This window comes from Mariprofundus aestuarium (assembly GCF_002795805.1).
Classification (GTDB): Bacteria; Pseudomonadota; Zetaproteobacteria; order Mariprofundales; family Mariprofundaceae; genus Mariprofundus; species Mariprofundus aestuarium.
This window is the reverse complement of sequence record NZ_CP018799.1, coordinates 1,678,105-1,696,464: the sequence shown is the minus strand read 5'-3', so window position 1 is coordinate 1,696,464 and position 18,360 is coordinate 1,678,105. Positions and strand designations below refer to the sequence as shown.

The 18,360-nt window shown below is 52.1% G+C and carries 17 protein-coding genes; 6 read left to right on the top strand and 11 right to left on the bottom strand.

The genetic code is table 11. The annotated features are described in order from the left end of the window. Positions 1–21 precede the first annotated feature (21 nt). The 4 genes from Ga0123461_RS08240 to acnA all read right to left on the bottom strand — a co-directional run bounded on the left by Ga0123461_RS08240 (position 22) and on the right by acnA (position 6,189). A complete protein-coding gene (locus tag Ga0123461_RS08240; RefSeq protein WP_257790601.1) occupies positions 22–1,956 on the bottom strand; it encodes a CHASE2 domain-containing protein in 1,935 nt (644 codons plus the stop codon). An 84-nt stretch (positions 1,957–2,040) separates the two neighbouring features. After that, complete coding sequence (locus Ga0123461_RS08235; RefSeq protein ID WP_100277894.1) at positions 2,041–2,892, bottom strand: OmpA family protein; 852 nt, start codon at positions 2,890–2,892, stop codon at positions 2,041–2,043. 2 nt (positions 2,893–2,894) lie between these two features. Further along, a complete protein-coding gene (locus Ga0123461_RS08230; protein ID WP_100277893.1) occupies positions 2,895–3,338 on the bottom strand; it encodes a FecR family protein in 444 nt (147 codons plus the stop codon). A 199-nt stretch (positions 3,339–3,537) separates the two neighbouring features. Then, positions 3,538–6,189, bottom strand: coding sequence for an aconitate hydratase AcnA (gene acnA / locus Ga0123461_RS08225; protein ID WP_100277892.1), 2,652 nt, complete (start codon positions 6,187–6,189; stop codon positions 3,538–3,540). Positions 6,190–6,327: 138 nt separating this feature from the next. On the opposite strand from acnA, the gene Ga0123461_RS08220 reads away from it, so the two are divergent. Then, complete coding sequence (locus Ga0123461_RS08220; RefSeq protein WP_100277891.1) at positions 6,328–6,870, top strand: NAD(P)H-dependent oxidoreductase; 543 nt, start codon at positions 6,328–6,330, stop codon at positions 6,868–6,870. Between the two features lie 24 nt (positions 6,871–6,894). Here Ga0123461_RS08220 and Ga0123461_RS08215 read toward each other — a convergent pair whose 3' ends face one another. Together Ga0123461_RS08215 and Ga0123461_RS08210 are read right to left on the bottom strand one after the other, a co-directional pair. Further along, positions 6,895–8,298: a POTRA domain-containing protein gene (locus tag Ga0123461_RS08215; RefSeq protein ID WP_100277890.1), complete on the bottom strand. Its 1,404-nt coding sequence runs from the start codon at positions 8,296–8,298 to the stop codon at positions 6,895–6,897. 113 nt (positions 8,299–8,411) lie between these two features. Continuing rightward, entirely contained in the window at positions 8,412–9,002 is a 591-nt protein-coding gene (locus Ga0123461_RS08210) for a histidine phosphatase family protein (RefSeq protein WP_100278752.1), read from the bottom strand. Positions 9,003–9,109: 107 nt separating this feature from the next. On the opposite strand from Ga0123461_RS08210, the gene folE reads away from it, so the two are divergent. The 3 genes from folE (at position 9,110) to Ga0123461_RS08195 (ending at position 12,202) form a co-directional block, all read left to right on the top strand. Next, positions 9,110–9,712, top strand: a complete 603-nt coding sequence (folE, locus tag Ga0123461_RS08205) for a GTP cyclohydrolase I FolE (RefSeq protein WP_100277889.1) — start codon at positions 9,110–9,112, stop codon at positions 9,710–9,712. 146 nt (positions 9,713–9,858) lie between these two features. After that, complete coding sequence (gene metA, locus Ga0123461_RS08200; protein ID WP_100277888.1) at positions 9,859–10,899, top strand: homoserine O-succinyltransferase MetA; 1,041 nt, start codon at positions 9,859–9,861, stop codon at positions 10,897–10,899. Positions 10,900–10,927: 28 nt separating this feature from the next. Then, complete coding sequence (locus Ga0123461_RS08195) at positions 10,928–12,202, top strand: O-acetylhomoserine aminocarboxypropyltransferase/cysteine synthase family protein (RefSeq protein ID WP_100277887.1); 1,275 nt, start codon at positions 10,928–10,930, stop codon at positions 12,200–12,202. Between the two features lie 148 nt (positions 12,203–12,350). Here Ga0123461_RS08195 and yaaA read toward each other — a convergent pair whose 3' ends face one another. Next, on the bottom strand, positions 12,351–13,115 hold the full coding sequence (gene yaaA / locus Ga0123461_RS08190) for a peroxide stress protein YaaA (protein WP_100277886.1): 765 nt from the start codon (positions 13,113–13,115) through the stop codon (positions 12,351–12,353). A 96-nt stretch (positions 13,116–13,211) separates the two neighbouring features. Here yaaA and ribD point away from each other — a divergent pair, with 96 nt between their 5' ends. After that, positions 13,212–14,309, top strand: coding sequence for a bifunctional diaminohydroxyphosphoribosylaminopyrimidine deaminase/5-amino-6-(5-phosphoribosylamino)uracil reductase RibD (ribD, locus tag Ga0123461_RS08185; RefSeq protein ID WP_100278751.1), 1,098 nt, complete (start codon positions 13,212–13,214; stop codon positions 14,307–14,309). Positions 14,310–14,438: 129 nt separating this feature from the next. Here ribD and Ga0123461_RS08180 read toward each other — a convergent pair whose 3' ends face one another. Continuing rightward, positions 14,439–15,035: an SCO family protein gene (locus tag Ga0123461_RS08180; RefSeq protein ID WP_100277885.1), complete on the bottom strand. Its 597-nt coding sequence runs from the start codon at positions 15,033–15,035 to the stop codon at positions 14,439–14,441. 97 nt (positions 15,036–15,132) lie between these two features. Between Ga0123461_RS08180 and Ga0123461_RS08175 the strand changes: the two genes are divergently transcribed. Further along, on the top strand, positions 15,133–15,540 hold the full coding sequence (locus Ga0123461_RS08175) for a hypothetical protein (protein ID WP_100277884.1): 408 nt from the start codon (positions 15,133–15,135) through the stop codon (positions 15,538–15,540). A 12-nt stretch (positions 15,541–15,552) separates the two neighbouring features. On the opposite strand, the gene Ga0123461_RS08170 is transcribed toward Ga0123461_RS08175, so the two are convergent. The 3 genes from Ga0123461_RS08170 to Ga0123461_RS08160 form a co-directional block, all read right to left on the bottom strand. Continuing rightward, the gene (locus Ga0123461_RS08170; RefSeq protein WP_100277883.1) at positions 15,553–15,936 is read right to left on the bottom strand and encodes a c-type cytochrome; all 384 of its coding nucleotides are present in this window, start codon (positions 15,934–15,936) and stop codon (positions 15,553–15,555) included. 74 nt (positions 15,937–16,010) lie between these two features. Beyond that, positions 16,011–16,520: a ribosome biogenesis factor YjgA gene (yjgA, locus tag Ga0123461_RS08165; RefSeq protein ID WP_100277882.1), complete on the bottom strand. Its 510-nt coding sequence runs from the start codon at positions 16,518–16,520 to the stop codon at positions 16,011–16,013. A gap of 215 nt (positions 16,521–16,735) precedes the next feature. Next, on the bottom strand, positions 16,736–18,328 hold the full coding sequence (locus Ga0123461_RS08160; RefSeq protein ID WP_100277881.1) for a peptide chain release factor 3: 1,593 nt from the start codon (positions 18,326–18,328) through the stop codon (positions 16,736–16,738). Positions 18,329–18,360 lie beyond the last annotated feature (32 nt).

The window sequence follows — 18,360 nt, the reverse complement described above, 5'->3', positions numbered from 1 at the left end:
ATAACCTTCCCCGAGCATCCATCACCTGTCACCAAGTACCATTTCATTATCATCGGAAAAGCTGGCAGCGATCTCTTTGATACGCTCCTCTATGTTGAAAAATGCATCGAGTACAACGGTATCAAAGGAGCTACCTCTTCCCTCGCGCAAAATTCCGCATGCTTTCTCATGTGAGAAAGGGGGTTTGTAGCAGCGTTTGCTGATCAGGGCATCGTATACATCGGCAACAGCCATGATCCTGCCTGAGAGCGGAATATCTTCAGCGGCCAGTCCATTAGGGTAACCGCTGCCATCCCATTTTTCATGATGCGTTGAAGCAATCTCTCCTGCAAGCATGAGGAAATTATTGCCTTCAATCTTTTCTGCCGTGCTGTAAATAATCTTTTTGCCGTACTCCGCATGTTTTTTCATCAACACAAACTCTTCATCGGTCAGTTTGCCCGCTTTCATCAGGATGTTATCAGGGACACCAACCTTGCCAAGGTCATGCAGCGGTGCGGAAACAAAAAGAAGGTCAATAAAGTCAGGCGTCAGGGTTTCCGAGAAAAAACCGGACTGCACTAGCTCATCGGCAATGGCCTTAACATAATGCTGTGTGCGTTTGATATGTGCTCCGGTCTCGGGGTCGCGTGACTCTGCTACTGCGGCCATGGACTCCATGGTTACCTGCCGAGCATTAGCCAGCTGCCGGAACCAGATGTGGGAGTGCCTTTTTTCAATCGCAAAGCGTGTGATCACAAATATCGAGAAGAGTATGAGTGCAATAGCAGCAGGGGTGCCGGTAGCCAGAAATATGCCGGTATATTCAAATGCGATAAAACTTCCGATCAGCATAAAGGCAATCCACAGCGTCGTAATGGCAAAGACAAGAAAAGCGCTGTGCACGAAAATAAACAGCAGAGAGATGAAAATACCTGTCAATACGCAGAGGGCAAAGATAGTGGTTCTGCCCCATGTCGGATCGATGATGACATTGCCATCATTGATGTTTTCGACCATCACAGCATGCGTTTTTACACCGGGAAACTGGGCATCAAAAACCGTATGGTAGAGGTCCTTCAGCCCCGCTGCCGATGAACCTACAAAGACCACCTTATCACGAATGTTATCTTCGCTGACCGTGCCGTTTAAAATATCTACGGCAGAAACAGAATGATAGAGGTGGGATGGCCCGTTAAATCGCAACTGCGCAAACCCTTTTTTTGAAACAGGGATGTAATGCCTCCCGACTCGGATCACCGGGCCGTATTCACCCTCTTCAATAGTTGCGCTGTTTTCTCCCTGCGACCGCATAAATGTAGCCAGCGACAGGTGGGGGTAGATGATGCCTTTATACTGAATCAAAAGGGGCAGCTTTCTTAGCATGCCGTCATTGTCAGGCTGATTGTTGAGGAAACCTGCATATTTCAACTGCGAGGCTATTTTGTATGTGTTGTCCAGCATGCCTGGCGCATCGTGCAGTGTTAACAGATCGGTCTTTCCGATGATCTCAAATGCAGAGCTGCCGGATATCTCAACGCTGCTGCTATGATCAAAATAAAAATATTTCGCCCCGACCACACCTGTTTCCGACAGGACAGAGCCAAGGTACCCATCGTTGTCGGTCAGCGCGGCAGGCACGCCGGCAAGGCTGATGTCCAGATTGAAGTCATCCATAAAGGCTTTCTGGATGTTTATTAAAGCCGTTCGATCAGGCTCGGCGAAGATGATATCCAAGCCAATCGCCGCAGGTTGCATTTGGGCAACGGCATGGATTAGTGAAGCCACCCTGTAGCGGGGCCATGGCCACTGCCCGACAGCCTCCAGACTGACATCATCGATATCAACAATAACTGTTTTTGATGATGCCGCGCCCGAGCTTGAGTTTTTCTGATAGGCATCATAAAACATGTTGTTAACATGATTGATGATCGAGAAGCCTGAATAGCCAAGAGCGCCTATTGCGGATGAGACCAAAATCCCGGTCAGCAGAATCAGGGCTATCCATTTTATCGAGAGCTTGTTTATAAAGGAGAGTGCGTGCAAAGCTTTGCCCGTAACCTAGAGAACCATGATCTCGACCCGTCGGTTTCTGGGCTCCGGAACATTATCAGGGGTAGGGATAAGCGGATCATTCTCACCGTGAAATCTCAGATAGATCGAACCAGGAGCTGAGTCGGACGCCCTTAACAGCGCCTCCACAGCCTTTGCCCGTGCTGATGAGATTCGCAAGTTTAATTTTTCCGAACCTGTGGAGTCCGAGTGGCCGACTATACTTACCTCAGCAGGCTCGCGCTCTTTTGATGCTTTGAGCACCTGCGGAATCAGGGCTATGGACTCTTCAGTCAGCTCACTGGTTCCGGAAACGAAATAGAGGATAAAGCGAGCAGGCTTTGGTGGCTGTGCCTTGAGGATCGCCGAAAACTGTTTTTTCACCTGTTCTTCATCCATAGCCATGACCGGCCCGGGCGCTGATCCGCTGCCCATCACTGAGCTGGCGTGAAAAGCCTGATCGACGGTTTGTGATTTGCCGCCTGCATTTACCGAGATAGCCCCTACGTTTCCATCTTCATCCGGTATTAAGATCACAGTTGTTATCTCTCTGCAATTCTCAAAAGCCAGTTCCCGAGCCTGCCTAGCATAATCCTCTGCCTGAGCTGTCAGGGCGGCAACCTCAGCCTGATGACTACGGTTAATCTGAGGTTCCCTCAGTTCGTGGGCCGCCCAGTACAGTCTGGACTCGGCCATCGCTAAAAGCTTCGGCGCACACCGCTCGGCCTTGGCCATCCTGGCCTGTTCTATGGCAGTTCGTGCTGCAGAGAATTTGTCATCTTCAACTGAAAGCGGCGAAGAGGCACAGGCTACCAGCATCAGGGAAGCCATTGCGACCAGAGCTCTTAAACAGGTACCCATAATTAATCCACCTTAACGATGAAACGGGTGCCTCGGATTCCAACGGTTGCTCTGGGGGTTTCCAGGTTCACTGCATCCGGTGCCAGTTTGCCAAGCTTTCCGGAAGAGTAGATTGCCTCTCCCTTCTTAACATAAAGTGCGAAATCATATTTCGCCTTTTTGGGCTCAAACAGATATTTCCTGACCTCTATTTCAGTGGATGAACCAACAGTGATCAGTGTCCCGTCTATAAAGACGATACCAGCCTGAGACTCCTGACCTGAAATGATTTTGTCCGAGCGCACCAGCTGCATGCCGGGGATGGCCGAAAGTTTTTCATCTTTGCGCAATACGTCAACACTGCCTGAAACATTTTTGATAATGGCTACATGGGTATCCTGAGCAATTGCAGTGCAGGAAAAACTGATGATTGCCATCATTAATCCCATTATTCCGTTTTTTACCATGCTGCCCCTCCAAGCTTAAGAACGTTTCCCCAAGCATTACGCGACCATGTTCTTAATATAGATGGTTATTCAGGAAGATACAATTTAGATCGCTGTTCTGCCGGTCCGGAGCAGAGGCCTGCTGATGGCGATAGAGCCACAAACAAAAGAACCCCGCTTTTCAGCAGGGTTCTTGCTCAGTCTAGGTTGCTGTTTCGAATCAGCTGGCGAGCTGGCGCAGCACGTACTGCAGAATGCCGCCATGCTGGTAATACTCGACCTCCTTCGGTGTATCGATGCGGACATCGACCGTGAAGGACTTGATCGAACCATCCGTTGCAGTTGCCGTGACACTCAACTCTTTGGCGGAGCCATCACCGAGACCTGAGAAGTCATATGACTCCTGACCGGTCAGTCCCAGCGATTCAGCAGATTCACCCGCTTTAAACTGCAGTGGAAGAATACCCATGCCGACCAGGTTGGAGCGGTGGATGCGCTCGTAGGTCTCGGCAATCACAGCCTGAACACCCTGCAGACGCGGCCCTTTGGCTGCCCAGTCGCGTGAGGAGCCGGAACCGTACTCTTTACCTGCCAGAATGATGCTCGCAACACCCTCATCCTTATACATCATGGCTGCGTCATAGATACTCATCTGCAGACCTGATGGCTGATGGATAGTGACGCCACCCTCAGTTCCAGGTGCCAGCTTGTTGCGCAGACGGATGTTGGCGAAGGTGCCGCGCATCATGATCTCGTGGTTACCACGACGTGAGCCGTAGGAGTTGAAGTCTTTGGCTTCAACGCCGCGCTCCTGCAGGAATCGACCGGCCGGAGAGTCAGCCTTGATCGCGCCTGCTGGTGAGATGTGGTCGGTGGTGACTGAATCGCCCAGCAGTGCCAGTACGCGTGCACCCTTGATGTCGGTGATCGGATCAAGATCGAAGGTCATGCCTTCGAAATAGGGTGGATGCTGGATGTAGGTGGAGTCAGCATCCCAGGCAAAGCGGTCACCGGTCGGGGCTTCAAGGTTCTGCCAGTTGGCATCACCTGCATAGACGTTGCCGTAAGAGGCCTCGAACTGCTCTGCGGTCACACAGGATGCGACCACATCGGCCACCTCCTTCTGGGTCGGCCAGATATCTTTCAGGAAGACGTTGTTGCCATCCTTGTCCTGCCCGATCGGGTCGTTATAGAGATCGATATTCATTGTGCCGGCTATCGCATAGGCCACCACCAGTGGCGGGCTTGCCAGGTAGTTCATGCGAACCTCTGCATGTACCCGGCCTTCGAAGTTGCGGTTGCCTGAGAGTACCGAGGTTACAGCCAGATCACCTTCGGCAATGGCTGCGGAAACCGCTGCAGGCAGTGGGCCGGAGTTGCCGATGCAGGTGGTGCAGCCGTAGCCGACGGTGTTAAAACCGAGCGCATTCAGGTCGTCCGAAAGGCCGGCTTTATCGAGATATTCGGTGACTACGAGCGAGCCGGGGCCGAGAGAGGTTTTTACCCATGGTGCTGCAGTCAGGCCAAGAGCCACCGCTTTTCTGGCGACAAGGCCGGCACCCAGCATCACCGATGGATTAGAGGTGTTGGTGCAGGAGGTGATGGCGGCAATAACCACTGCGCCGTCATCGATGGTGACCTCTTTACCGTTAATGACTGTGTTTACAGCTTTGGTGCTGATGCCCGCCTCTGCTTTCACCGCTTCCACTGTCTTCTGGTAAATCGCTTTTGATTCGGTCAGTGCGATACGATCCTGCGGACGTTTATGGCCTGCCAGTGACGGCACAACGGTGGACATATCAAGGCCGAGGCTCTCGCTGTAGGTTGCTTCTGGGCTACCTGCTTCGCGGAACATGCCCTGCGCTTTGGCATAGGCTTTAACCAGTGCGATATTCTCCTCCGGACGATTGGAGAGGCGCAGGTAGTTCAGGGTCTCTTCATCAATCGGGAAGATGCCGCAGGTTGCACCATATTCAGGCGCCATGTTGGCGATGGTGGCGCGATCTGCCAGCGGCAGGCTATCAAGCCCTTCACCGAAGAATTCTACGAATTTTCCTACCACGCCGTGTTTACGCAGCATCTCAACAATGGTGAGTACCAGGTCGGTAGCCGTTGCACCTTCCGGAAGCTGGCCGGTCAGTTTGAAACCAACCACCTTAGGCACCAGCATGGAGACCGGCTGACCAAGCATGGCCGCTTCGGCTTCGATGCCACCAACACCCCAGCCGAGCACGCCAAGGCCATTGATCATGGTGGTATGTGAATCGGTGCCGACCAGTGTGTCCGGATAGGCTACGCCCTCATCATTGACGAACACAGTACGTGCTAGGAACTCGAGGTTTACCTGATGTACAATGCCGCAGCCCGGTGGCACAGCCTTGAATGTTTCAAAGGCATTCTGTCCCCATTTGAGGAAGTTGTAACGTTCGCGGTTACGCTGGAACTCAATCTCGGTGTTTTTTGCAGCGGAATCCGCAGCGCCAAAATTATCCACTTGGACTGAGTGATCGATCACCAGTTCGGCAGGAGCAAGGGGCTCAATCTTGCGGGTGTCGCCACCAAGGGCAGCCATGGCATCGCGCATCGCAGCAAGGTCAACCACAGCAGGAACACCGGTGAAATCCTGCATCAGCACTCGTGCAGGCATGTAGGCGATCTCGTGATTGGGCTCAGCCTTCTCATCCCAGTTGACCAGAAAGTTGATGTCATCAGCGGTGACGTTCAGGCCATCCTCGCGGCGCAACTGGTTCTCCAGCAGTACTTTCATCGAATAGGGCAGGCGGCTTACATCGCCTGCGGCATCCAGTCGGTAGTAGGTGTAGGTCTTGTCGCCGACCTGAAGTGTCTGTCTTGCATTAAAGCTATTGCTCACGGGGCTCTCCTGAAGGTTGATCGCGTCACTCGAAAAAGAGGGCGCAATATAGCCTTAGTTGACCAATTTCTAAAGTGGATTGGTATTTTCGCTGCAATCGGTGACAATGCCCGCATCGCAGAGATGCTGGAGGGGAGCGTGGACGTACTGATTGCCTATCATTCCGATTACGGGAATACGAAAAAGATGGCTGATGCCATCGCCGCAGGTTTGAAGGTTGCCAACCCTGCTGTTTCAGTAAAATTGCAGGTGGCGGAAAACACATCACTGGATGATCTGCTTGCTGCTGATGTGATCGTGTTCGGCACACCTGTGCACATGGGGTCGATGGCATGGCAGATGAAACAGCTGATCGACCAGGCCGGAAAACTCTGGATGGAGGGTGGTCTGGAAGGCAAGGTGGGCGGCGTTTTTGCGACCGGCGGCGGTTTTGGTGGCGCAGGTGGCGGCGTTGAAACCACGATGATTTCTCTGCATTCGCATTTTCTTGAGCAGGGGCTTGTTACGGTCGGATTCCCCAAGTCACTGCCCGGTTATGCCGATGGTGGACTGCAGTGGGGGCCATACGGGCGTAGTGGTAATCACGAGGGTATGCCGGGCTCGGTCTCCGAGGGAGCACTTGCTGCAGCGCGCAGCTACGGTGCGCATCTGGCAGAGATCGCTGGTAAACTGATCGATTAATTTTTTCGCCGGAAGGCGGAACGTTTAACGCTTTCCCTTCGCCTCGTAGATGCGCACGGGGATTGTCTCTCCGAAGACTCTGGCAGGCATGCCAACAGCCACCATTTTGTATCCTTTGGCACGATAGAGCTTTGTAATGCCCTGTTTGGCGCTGATCAGGTCGGCGTAGGATTTATCGCTTCCGGTATAGGCAGCGAGCAGCTTCTGGATCTCCGCTGTTGTGACCAGAGAGTTGCCGTATACCTCAAAGCTTTCGATATTAAACGCTCCTTCTGTTGTATCTATAGCTTGAGTAGAGGCAGATGCCTTTGCCGTTTCAACTGGCGCCTTCTGTTTGGCCTTTACAGCCTTCTTGGGGGGGCTCACATGTTTTGCTGATGCCTGCTCAGCATGTTTTTTGGCAACAGATTTCTTTTCTTTCGCAGTAACTTTCGCAATGGTTGGCTTTTTGGTCGCGACTGCTGCTTCTTTCACTGTTGGTTTGGCTGCTTTTTTGATGCGTTTTTCTGCCTTCTTAGGCGCGACAGGGGTTGTTGGTTTCTGCTCTGCTGCCTTCCGGACGGGCGCTTCCGCTGTGGCGGACTCTGTATTGCTTGCAACAGTTTCGGGCTGAATAGGCTTGCTTTCAGTTTGAGCAGTTGCTTCTGCCGTTTCGTCCTGTTGCAAGGTGGTTGCGACATCAGGCGCTTGCACAGCGACTGTCTTTGCTGGGGCCTCCTCTGCGACTTCCGTTTTTGCAATCTCAGGCAGTTGCGCCTCAGCTTCGAGAGAAGCGCTTTCTGGTGCCTGAGCAGGAGCGGTTGTGGAGTCTAGCGCTACATCTGCCGAGCCTGCAGTTGCAGGATCCACCTTTGCAGGTTTTTTGCTCTGCTGGGGATAGACGCCGGGAATATCATCCTCGAAGATCTTCACAAGAACCACGCCCCCTTCAGCAGCGGTGGGTATAGAGACCGAAACCCCCTTCAGCCTGGCTTTACGATAGATTTTGATAACCGCATTCCTGATTCTGAACAGGTCATTACGGCTTTTATTTTCACCAATATATTGCTGCAGTTTTTTCTCAATCGTCTCGGTTGGAACCAGCAGGTTACCTTCGATCTCATATGTTGCGATGCTGAAGGTGCCATCGTTTTTCGCTTCTTCTACAACAGCAGCAGCCTCGTTTTCAGCTGCTGGTGCTACCACTACTTCGTTTTGTGGCACATCAGTGGCCGGCTGGCTCTCTTCTGTTACTGGAGTATCTGTCGAAGCAGTCTCATCAGCGGCAGCTTCGGATATCGATGCACTGTTTTCAGTGCTTTCCGGCACAGCCTGTGTCATGGCTGCAGGCTCCTGCATGTCGGTAGGAGCCGCTTCGGCTGCCAGCAGGCTAAAAGGCAGGGTGAGGCTCAGCAGGGCTGGAATCATTCGATACAGTAATCTGTTCATATTTCACACTCCGGCCGGCGTTCTTCTGCTTTCAGGGCAGGAACACCGAGTTCATCATATAGTGCGAAATAGTGCTGTTTTAAGGGGTGACTTCCGTGTTGCGGGTCACGTTGTCAGCGTGGCTCCCTGTTGTGGAAGAGCAGTTGCGAGCTGCTGTTCTGATAAGATATGCGGCTCCAGCAACCGTAGGGCATCGACAGATTACGGGTGCTGGCGATCGGGGCGCTTAGGGTATGGGCAAGCAGCATGCGCATACTTCCTGAGTGGGTGACCAACAACAGGTGTCTGTTTTGATGGCTTTCGCAGACCTCCTGCCACCAGTTATTCAGTCGTGCCCGGTGCTCCTCCGGCGATTCGCCACCTGGTGGGCGCATGCCTTCGGGGTTTTTCCGCCACCTCTCAAGCAGGCCGGGATATTCAGCCTGGATCTCGGGGATGGTTTTGCCCTCCCATTTGCCGTAGTGAATCTCAGCTACGCGCGGCTCGATGATGCACTCAATACCTACCTCTTTTGCCCATGCAGAGGCTGGCTCTGCGCAGCGTGAAAGGGGGGAGGTGACGATGGTATCGACATCTCCTGCGACCATTGACCAGACACGATCCATATCCATCCGGCCAGCGCTGGTTAGTGGATCATCCACCTGGCCTCTGTATTTTATGCCGCCTTCGAGCGCCCCGTGGCGCAGCAGATCCATCGTTAGCATCTTCTCTTCCTTAACCATACCCTAATAACCTGAATTCCATTACAGGTGTTTCTTCAGTTCATAATGCGCTATGGTGCCCCTCAGAAAGAGAAAAGGAAGGATGTGCTGTGAGCGATGATTTCGACCTGAATGATCCCAATAATGTTGAAGGCATGAAACATGTGCGTGGCCTTCTCGATTACATCGGCGAAGATGTGAATCGTGAGGGGCTGCAGGAGACCCCGGCACGTGTGCTGGCGGCGATGCATGAGCATTTTTCCGGTTACAAAGAAGATCCACGCGATCACTTGGAGAAAACCTTTGAAGAGGTTGAAGGTTACGACGAGGTGGTTCTGGTCTCCGATATTGATGTACACAGCCACTGTGAGCACCACATGGTACCATTCGTTGGCAAAGCGCATGTCGCTTATATTCCGCGCGGTCGTGTCGTAGGGCTATCCAAGCTTGCACGCGTGGTCGATGGTTATGCCAAGCGACTGCAGGTGCAGGAGAAGCTCACCATGCAGATCGCCAATGCCATTGAAGAGGTGCTGGACCCGAAGGGCGTAGCCGTTATCATCCAGTGCCAGCACTTCTGCATGTGCCATCGCGGTATTCACAAACCCAACTCTTGGACGACCACCTCCAAGCTGACGGGTGCATTCATGAACAACCCATCCTCGCGCCTTGAGCTGTTCCAGTTGATCGGTATGAATAAAACTACAGGCTAAATCCACTTACCCTGTGTTGAATTAGAAACTGTCTTTCCGAAGTAGAGGCTTGCCTGCTTGCGCACCGCTTTCCAACAAAGGTAAAAAAATCTAGGCTGTCATGTTGTTTTTCCTCAGTTGCGGGAGAACAGGGGGGCTTCAGGTTTATGCCACTGGTCGCGCATACATCGTTACCTGCATTCGAGAAGCTGCGTCAGCGCGGCGAAAAGGTGCTGACGCTGAAGCAGGCGCTGCATCAGGATATTCGCGAGCTGCATGTAGGGTTGTTGAATATGATGCCGGATGCCGCCCTGATCGCCACCGAAATACAGTTCATGCGGCTGGTCGGCAGTTGCAATCAGATTGCCCAGTTTTTCGTCCACCCTTTCACTGTTGAGGGGTTGCCCAGAAGTGCTGAAACCCAGGATTATATCGATCACTACTACCAGAACTTTGAAGAGATCAAGGTGATGGGGCTGGATGCGCTGATTGTTACTGGTGCCAATGTCTCCAATCCGTCCCTTGATCAGGAACCATTCTGGGAACCGCTTAAGGAAGTAATCGGATGGGCGCAGGAGAATGTCACCTCGGTACTCTGTTCCTGCCTGGCCACTCACGCGCTGGTCAAACAGCTCTATCATATTGAGCGCGAACCGATGCCTGCCAAGCTGTGGGGCGTTTATCCCCATCGTATTGTTCACCAGGAGCACCCGCTGCTGCGCGATATCAACACGCGTTTTGATGTGCCGCATTCTCGATTCAACGCAGTGCACCGGGAGCCGATGGAGCGTGCCGGACTTACCATCCTGATCGAAAGCGATGTTGCGGGTGTGCATATGGCGGTCAGCCCCGATCAGTACAGCCTCGTCTATTTTCAAGGCCACCCCGAATACGATACCAACAGCCTGCTAAAGGAGTACAAGCGTGAGGTGTGCCGTTTCACTATAGGTGTGCGGGAGGATTACCCGCCACTGCCGCAGCATTACTTTTGCGCTGATGCAGCCGCCATTGCCAAACAGCACAAGCAGGCCGTACTTGAAGCCATGAAGCAGGGCGCCGAGATACCTGCCTTTCCGGAGTCCCATATCGAGCCGCTACTGGATAACACCTGGCGCGATACAGCCAAGTCCATCGTCAATAACTGGCTGGGTCTGGTTTACGAAAAAACGAATTTCGAGCGAGATCGCTCGCAAAACAGATCCACCTGATTCAGGCAAACATTACAAGGAGAGTACGATGAAAACAGAGACTATTGCCATCCATGCCGGTTACGAAACCGACCCGACCACCAAATCGGTGGCTGTGCCGATCTATCAGACCGTGGCCTACGAATTTGATAATGCCCAGCATGGCGCGGACCTGTTTAACCTTGCCGTACCTGGCAATATCTACACCCGTATTATGAATCCTACCGCTGATGTGCTGGAAAAACGCTGTGCAGCTCTGGATGGCGGCATCGCCGGCCTTGCCGTCAGCTCAGGCAGCGCTGCGATCACCTATGCGATTCAAACCATTGCTACGATGGGCAACAATATTGTGACTGTGCCAATGCTTTATGGTGGCACCTACACACTGTTTGCGCATATGCTGCCTAGTCAGGGCGTTGATGTGCGCTTTGCCGAGAATGACACGCCTGCGGCACTGGAAGCCCTGATTGATGACAAAACCTCAGCCATCTACTGCGAGTCGATTGGTAATCCGGCTGGAAACATTGTTGATCTTGAGGGTATCTGTGCCATGGCGGCACGCCACGGTATTCCGGTGATTGTCGATAATACGGTTGCACCGTCACTGATTCGCCCGATTGATCATGGCGCATCTATTGTTGTCTATTCACTGACCAAATATATGGGCGGACATGGCAACTCGCTCGGCGGCATGATTGTCGATTCCGGTAAATTTCCATGGGCTGAACATGCAGATCGCTTTCCGATGTTGAACCAGCCTGAAGCTGCTTATCACGGTGTTGTTTATACCGAGGCGCTGGGAGAGGCTGCATTTATTGGCCGTGCCCGCACCGTACCACTGCGTAATACCGGCTCAGCAATCAGTCCGTTTAACTCATTCCTGATTCTGCAGGGTATCGAGACGTTGACGTTGCGTATGGAACGCCACTGCGACAATGCGATTGCCGTCGCCAAACATCTTCAAAGCCATCCGGCAGTGGCGTGGGTGCAGTATGGTGGGTTACCTGATTCACCCTATTATGATCTGGCAAAGAAATACTGCGACGGCCGCCCGTCCGGTCTGCTCACCTTTGGTGTCAAAGGTGGTTTTGAAGTGGCTGAGAAATTCTACGATGCGCTGGGTCTGTTCAAACGGCTGGTCAATATCGGTGACACAAAATCGCTGGCTGCGCATCCCGCTTCAACCACGCACCGTCAGCTGACCGAAGAGGAGTTGGTTACGGCAGGTGTAACGCCAGATATGATTCGCCTTTGCATCGGCATTGAACATATCGACGACATTCTTGCCGATATCGATCAGGCGCTGGCAGCAGCTACTGCATAAGTAGCCGTGTGAGCATTAAAACAGAGGGTGTGGCGAAAGCTGCGCCCTTTTTTATGAGGGGCATGCAAGAAAGGAGAGAGAACCAACTATATATACACATCCATGGAAGCATCTCAAATTCCAGTTTGCTTCTATGGCTAGGCAGCTATCAGCGCGTAAAGACAAACTCGCTGGATGATGAGAGGTCGGCATTGAAGGCATAATCAGCGACATCGAATGCCTTGAGCTCCTCGGGGTTTGTTAGCCTGTTTTCAATCATATACCTGCTCATATAGCCGCGCGCCTTTTTGGCGTTGAAGCTGATGATACGGTATGCACCTTTGCGCAGCTCTTTGAACACAGGTGTGATGATGGTCCCGTTGATGTTGGCTGTTTTGATCGAGCTGAAATATTCGCTGGAGGCGAGGTTGATCAGGATATCATCACCCTGTTCAGCCAGCGCGCTGTTCACGCTGTCGGTGATGATGTCGCCCCAGAACTCGTAAAGATTGCGACCGCGATCATTGGCAAGCCTTGTGCCCATCTCAAGGCGGTAGGGTTGCATCAAGTCAAGCGGGCGCAACGTGCCGTAGAGCCCCGAGAGGATGCGCAGGTGCTGCTGCATGAATGCAACTGCCTCAGCGTCCAGAGAGCTTGCATCCAGTCCCTGGTAGACATCGCCGCTGAAGGCAAAGATCGCCTGTTTGGCGTTCTCTGATGTGAACGGGGTATGCCACTGTTGAAACCGCTCCATATTCAGGTCGGCTAGATTCATTGAGAGCTTCATCAAGTCGCCAATCTCAAAGCTGTCCTTCTCCTGCATGAGAGTAATCAGCTCGGCAGCATGGATCAGGAGATCCGGCTGGGTGAAATCGGCAACGGGCGCAGGCGCTTTGAAATCGAGTTTTTTGGCAGGTGAAATAACGATCAGCATGGGGGAAACCTAAGCACTATTGGAAATTGTTGCATCCCCTCTCAACCAGAGGTTTTTCGACTTGATTTGGAAAATGGAAACCGCCATGCTGATCGCATGTTGACTGAGCCTGAGCGGAAACATCACGAACCCTTTATGCAGCGTGCCATTGAGCTCGCCAAGCGAGGCATTGGTTCGACGCATCCGAATCCGCGCGTGGGTGCTGTGGTGGTAGGCAAAAGCGGCGAGGTTGTGGGCGAGGGATGGCACGCATATCCGGGCGGATTGCATGCCGAAGCGATGGCGATTGAGAAGGCCGGTGAAAATGCGCAGGGTGCGACACTCTATGTGACACTGGAGCCTTGTGCTGCCCATGGCCGGACCCCCGCCTGTACCGATGCCATCCGAAGCTCCGGCATAACAGATGTTATATACGCATCATCTGATCCAAACCCGAAAATGGCGGGAGGAGCCAAGGTGTTAGTCGCTGCCCGTATCAATGTGATCGGCGGCTTTATGAAGGATGAGGCTGACAAGCTGAATCTGCCATTTTTCCATTATATGAAGACAGGGCGTCCCTATGTGACAGCCAAGGCCGCCATTTCGCTAGATGGTAAGCTTGCCACGCACAGCCAGCATTCGCAGTGGATCAGTGGGCCAGAGTCACGCCTGCATGCGCAGGCAATAAGAGCTCAGGTTGATGCGATTGTTGTTGGCGCTGGAACACTCCATTTTGACAACCCTTCACTGACGGTGCGCGATGTCGAGGTGAAGGGGAGTGTCCCTCTCAGGGTGGTGCTCTGCTTTGAGACGCCGCATTTTTCTCAGGAGAGTAAACTGCTCTCTGATGATGCCCCAACACGTTTTTATGTGCGCAGTTTCAACGAACATACCGAAAAATGGCGAGAGGCGGGCGTCCAGATCGAGAAGTTGAATTCGCTCGACGCAATCCTCAAACATCTGGCTCAGGACGGATATCTTCACCTGCTTCTGGAGGGTGGTGGTTGTTTGCACGCCTCATTTTTCGACGCTCATTTCACCAGTGAGGTGGTGCTCTATCAGGCGCCAATCCTGATCGGCGGCCGTGATGCAGTTTCACTCTGGAATGGTACAGGGGTGGAGACGCTGGATCATGCGCTTCGACTGGCAGATATCAAATATCGTAAGCTGGGTAATGATGTGATGATTCGAGGTAATGTGATCTACCCCGATTGAACAAGATCCCCGCTACTTTCTTGCCAACCTGAATGACTGCACCACCCCTTGAGACCACCGCCGGAAGCGGCGAGGGGTATGCCTCTTGAAGATATAAGGCTTCAAAAGAAGCAGGTTAACTCCCAGAGATTATTCAGCCCACTTGATCCATTTGCGCAGGGAGGCCACGATCTTTTCCGCGCTGTCCTGGTGGCTGGCTAACTCACCCAGTTTGCCGTCAGGGCGGACCACGTAGAGATAGGTGCCGTGGTTCATGGTGTAGTTACCCTTGGCATTTGGTGCATTCTTTTCGCTGGGAACCATGAATGCTTTGGCTGCAGCGGCAACCTCTGCTTCGTTACCGGTCAGGCCGATGATCTCAGGATGAAAGAAGCGGGTGTATTTTGAAACCATTTCAGGCGTATCACGCTCGTGATCCAGCGAGATGAAAACTGCACGCACCTTGCTGCGCTCCTCATCACCCAGCATCTTCAATGCATGGCCGAAATTGACCAGTGTGGCTGGGCAGACATCGGGGCAGTGGGTGTAACCGAAGAATACCACGCTGACCTTGCCGGCAAGATCATTGAATGAGACCGAACCACTGCCACTGTGCAGCGAGAATTCGGCATTGAACATTGGGTACTTCGTTTCCGGCATCTTGTTCAGGTTATAAGCACCGAACGCAACCATGCCTATTGCTGCAATCAGAAGAAAGATCGGAAATAGACCGAATTTTTTGATCATCAGATGGGTTCTCCACACACTACTTTATAAGTTTCCGTTTACTGGCTTCGAAGCATAGCATCAGCAAACAGGTCAATACAGGAGGGAGCTTGCCTGCATGAACGATTATCTTGTCTCTTTTCTTTTCTATCTGGTGCCAGCCAACTTGATCGCCATTGCGATCATCTTTCTGGGACGACGTAAAGATGTGCAGATCAGCTTTATCGAATACCTTTTTATCTATCTACCGTGGGTGGGGTTTGTGGCACTGACGCTGGTGATATTCGGTAGCCTGGATGCAGTGCCATCAATACCTGCCATTAAAGTTTTTCTGGTGATTTTACAGTCGATCGGTTCCGGCGTTATGGGTGGCGCAATACTGATGCCACGACTGGTAATGAAAAATTCAACGATGCATCCGTTGTCGATCACGGCCATAAGCGCCACGCTGATCACGGTGCTCTATGTTAAATTCAGGATGATGTTGTTTATTATGATTGAAGGCCTCTCATCAGCGATCGATTGAAAAGCAGAAGCCTTAAATCTGTTTCAGGTACTCGATGATAAGTGCACGTTTTTCTGCATCCTTGATGCCAGGGATCTTCATGCGTGTTTCAGGGTGTACAGCAGTCGGGTTTTCAATCCATGCATCCAGTGAAGCCTCATCCCATTTTTCAAAGGGGATGCCCTTGGTTCTGGGAGCTTGACCATAGATACCCATGAGTGATGGGCCGACCTTGCGGACAGTTTTGTCGAGGTAATGACATGAACCGCACTCCGTGCGGACAATATCGGCCCCGGGAAGAGACTCATTTGCAATGTTCTGCATTGTTTTGCCGACAATGCCATCGCCACTATCGCCACAGGAGATGAGTCCAATAGCTAGAAAAATGGATAGTGCCGGAGTGAGGATGCGTTTCATGATGAACCTCTCATGGTTGAATGGTGATTATTCTAACACAAATGGCGCAAATAAATGAATGTTATACTACCCTGTTATTGGCAGATAACATCGCGAAGAAGCCGGAAGAGAACGCGGGAAGATTTATGCGGTTTGTTCTGCGCGATCTCTTTGTTGATATTGCGAACCAACTGCCTGATCTGGCTAGCATCAGCTTGCGGGTAGATATCCATAAACTCAGTCATTGCACCCTGACCCTCTGCGATCAGACGATCGCGCCATCGTTCGGTGCGGTGAAAGTTTTTATCCTGCTCCTCTTTCTTTGCATCAAGTTCTGCAATGGTTTCATGGAATGATTCGGTTTCAATCTGGCGTAGAAGTTTAACAATAAACTTGAACTGCCGCTTTTCAGCGGTGTGTTTCATGCCTTGCACCGCAATCAGAGCCTGGAGCAGCTCTTTAGGCAGATCCATTTTTTCAAGAGCTACAGGATCCAGCTTGGAGAGGCTCTTGGCCAGATCATGAAGTTCTGCAATTTCGCGCTTTTGCTGGGTCTTGTTCAGCCGCCCGATGTTTTCGTGTTCTTCATCATATGTATCATACATGCGGCAAGTGTAGCGAGCCTGTTCCAAGCTGTCCTATGCAATTTTTTAGACACTGATTTACGCCGATCCCCCAGGGCAACCTCTCTTGCGCAAGCGCAATTCACCTTGCGGGCATAGATAAAGATAAGCATAAGAAATGCAGGGAAGATCAGTGAACGATACCCACTGTTTTCAAAGTTTCTATCTGCGAATATCTGCGTCCATCAGTGTCTGATTTATATGTGCTCTCGCGTCTTATGGAAGGTGATCTCAGGCCACTGCTCTTCGGTGTAGTTGAGTTTCCAAGCACTTGGTGCCAGATAGGCGAGGAAGCCATCTGCATCTTCTGCCAATGCTGAGTCAAACAGTCGGGTGAATTCGGCTAGTTTCTTCTCGTCATCACAGGTGATCCAGCGCGCGATCTGGAAATCGGTGCCGACATAATCGGCATCCACCTTATATTCCGCATTCAGCCGTGCAACGGTCACATCGAACTGCAGTACGCCTACAGCGCCTAAGATGTAGTCGCCACCAAGATTGGTTTTGAATACCTGCACGGCACCCTCTTCGGAAAGCTGGATCAACCCCTTGTGCAGCTGCTTGCGCTTCATCGGATCTTTCAGGCGCACGCGACGGAACAGTTCCGGTGCAAAATTCGGAATGCCGGTAAATTTCAGTTGCTCCTTCGTGGTGAAGGTATCACCAATCTTGATCGTGCCGTGGTTGTGAATGCCGATGATGTCACCTGCATATGCCTCTTCGACATGAGCGCGATCCTGTGACATGAAGATCACTGCATTGGCGATTTTGACATCCTTATTAATGCGATGGTGACGCACGCTCATGCCTTTCTCGAATTTTCCGGAGCAGATTCGGAAGAATGCGATGCGGTCGCGATGCGCCGGATCCATGTTTGCCTGAATCTTAAAGCAGAAGCCGGAGAAATCCTTTTCATCAGGATTCACGGCTCGTTCCACCGCCTTGCGCGGGCCAGGGTGGGGGGCAAATTCACAGAAGGCATCGAGCAGCTCTTTAACACCGAAGTTGTTAACGGCAGAGCCGAAGAATACCGGTGACTGACTGCCAGCCAGAAAGTGTTCGAGATCAAATGGGTCGGCAGCCCCTTCAAGCAGTTCAATGTTGTCGCGCAGTTCATCAGCCTGAGGCCCTAGTAGTTCATCTAGCTTGGGGTCGTTCAGGTCTTCGATATGAACCACCTTGATATCAGCGGTTTCAGAACCAGCCTTGAAGAGGTTCAGCTCCTTCTTATAGAGGTTATAAACCCCCTTGAATGATTTCCCCATGCCAATGGGCCAGGTCATCGGGGCGCACTCGATCTGCAGCTTCTCCTCAATATCGGCGAGGATATCGAGTGGCTCCAGACCTTCGCGGTCGAGTTTGTTGATAAAGGTGACGATAGGGGTGTTACGCATGCGGCACACCTCCATCAGCTTTTCAGTCTGTGGTTCTACGCCCTTACCTGAATCGATCACCATCATGGCTGAATCAACAGCGGTGAGAACACGATAGGTATCCTCGGAAAAATCCTGATGGCCCGGCGTATCAAGCAGATTGATCTCAAAGTCTTTTTTATCGATCTTATAATTGAACTTCATAACGGAAGAGGCGACCGAGATGCCACGCTCCTGCTCAATCTTCATCCAGTCTGAGGTGGCATGGCGAGTGGCTTTACGGGCTTTGACGGCACCGGCCATCTGAATCGCGCCACCGAACATCAGCAGCTTTTCAGTCAGCGTGGTTTTACCGGCATCCGGGTGTGAAATGATACCGAAGGTGCGACGTTTCTCGATTTCTGACTGCAAACTCATGTGGGCTACTCCTGCAAAGGGGCGCAGTGTAG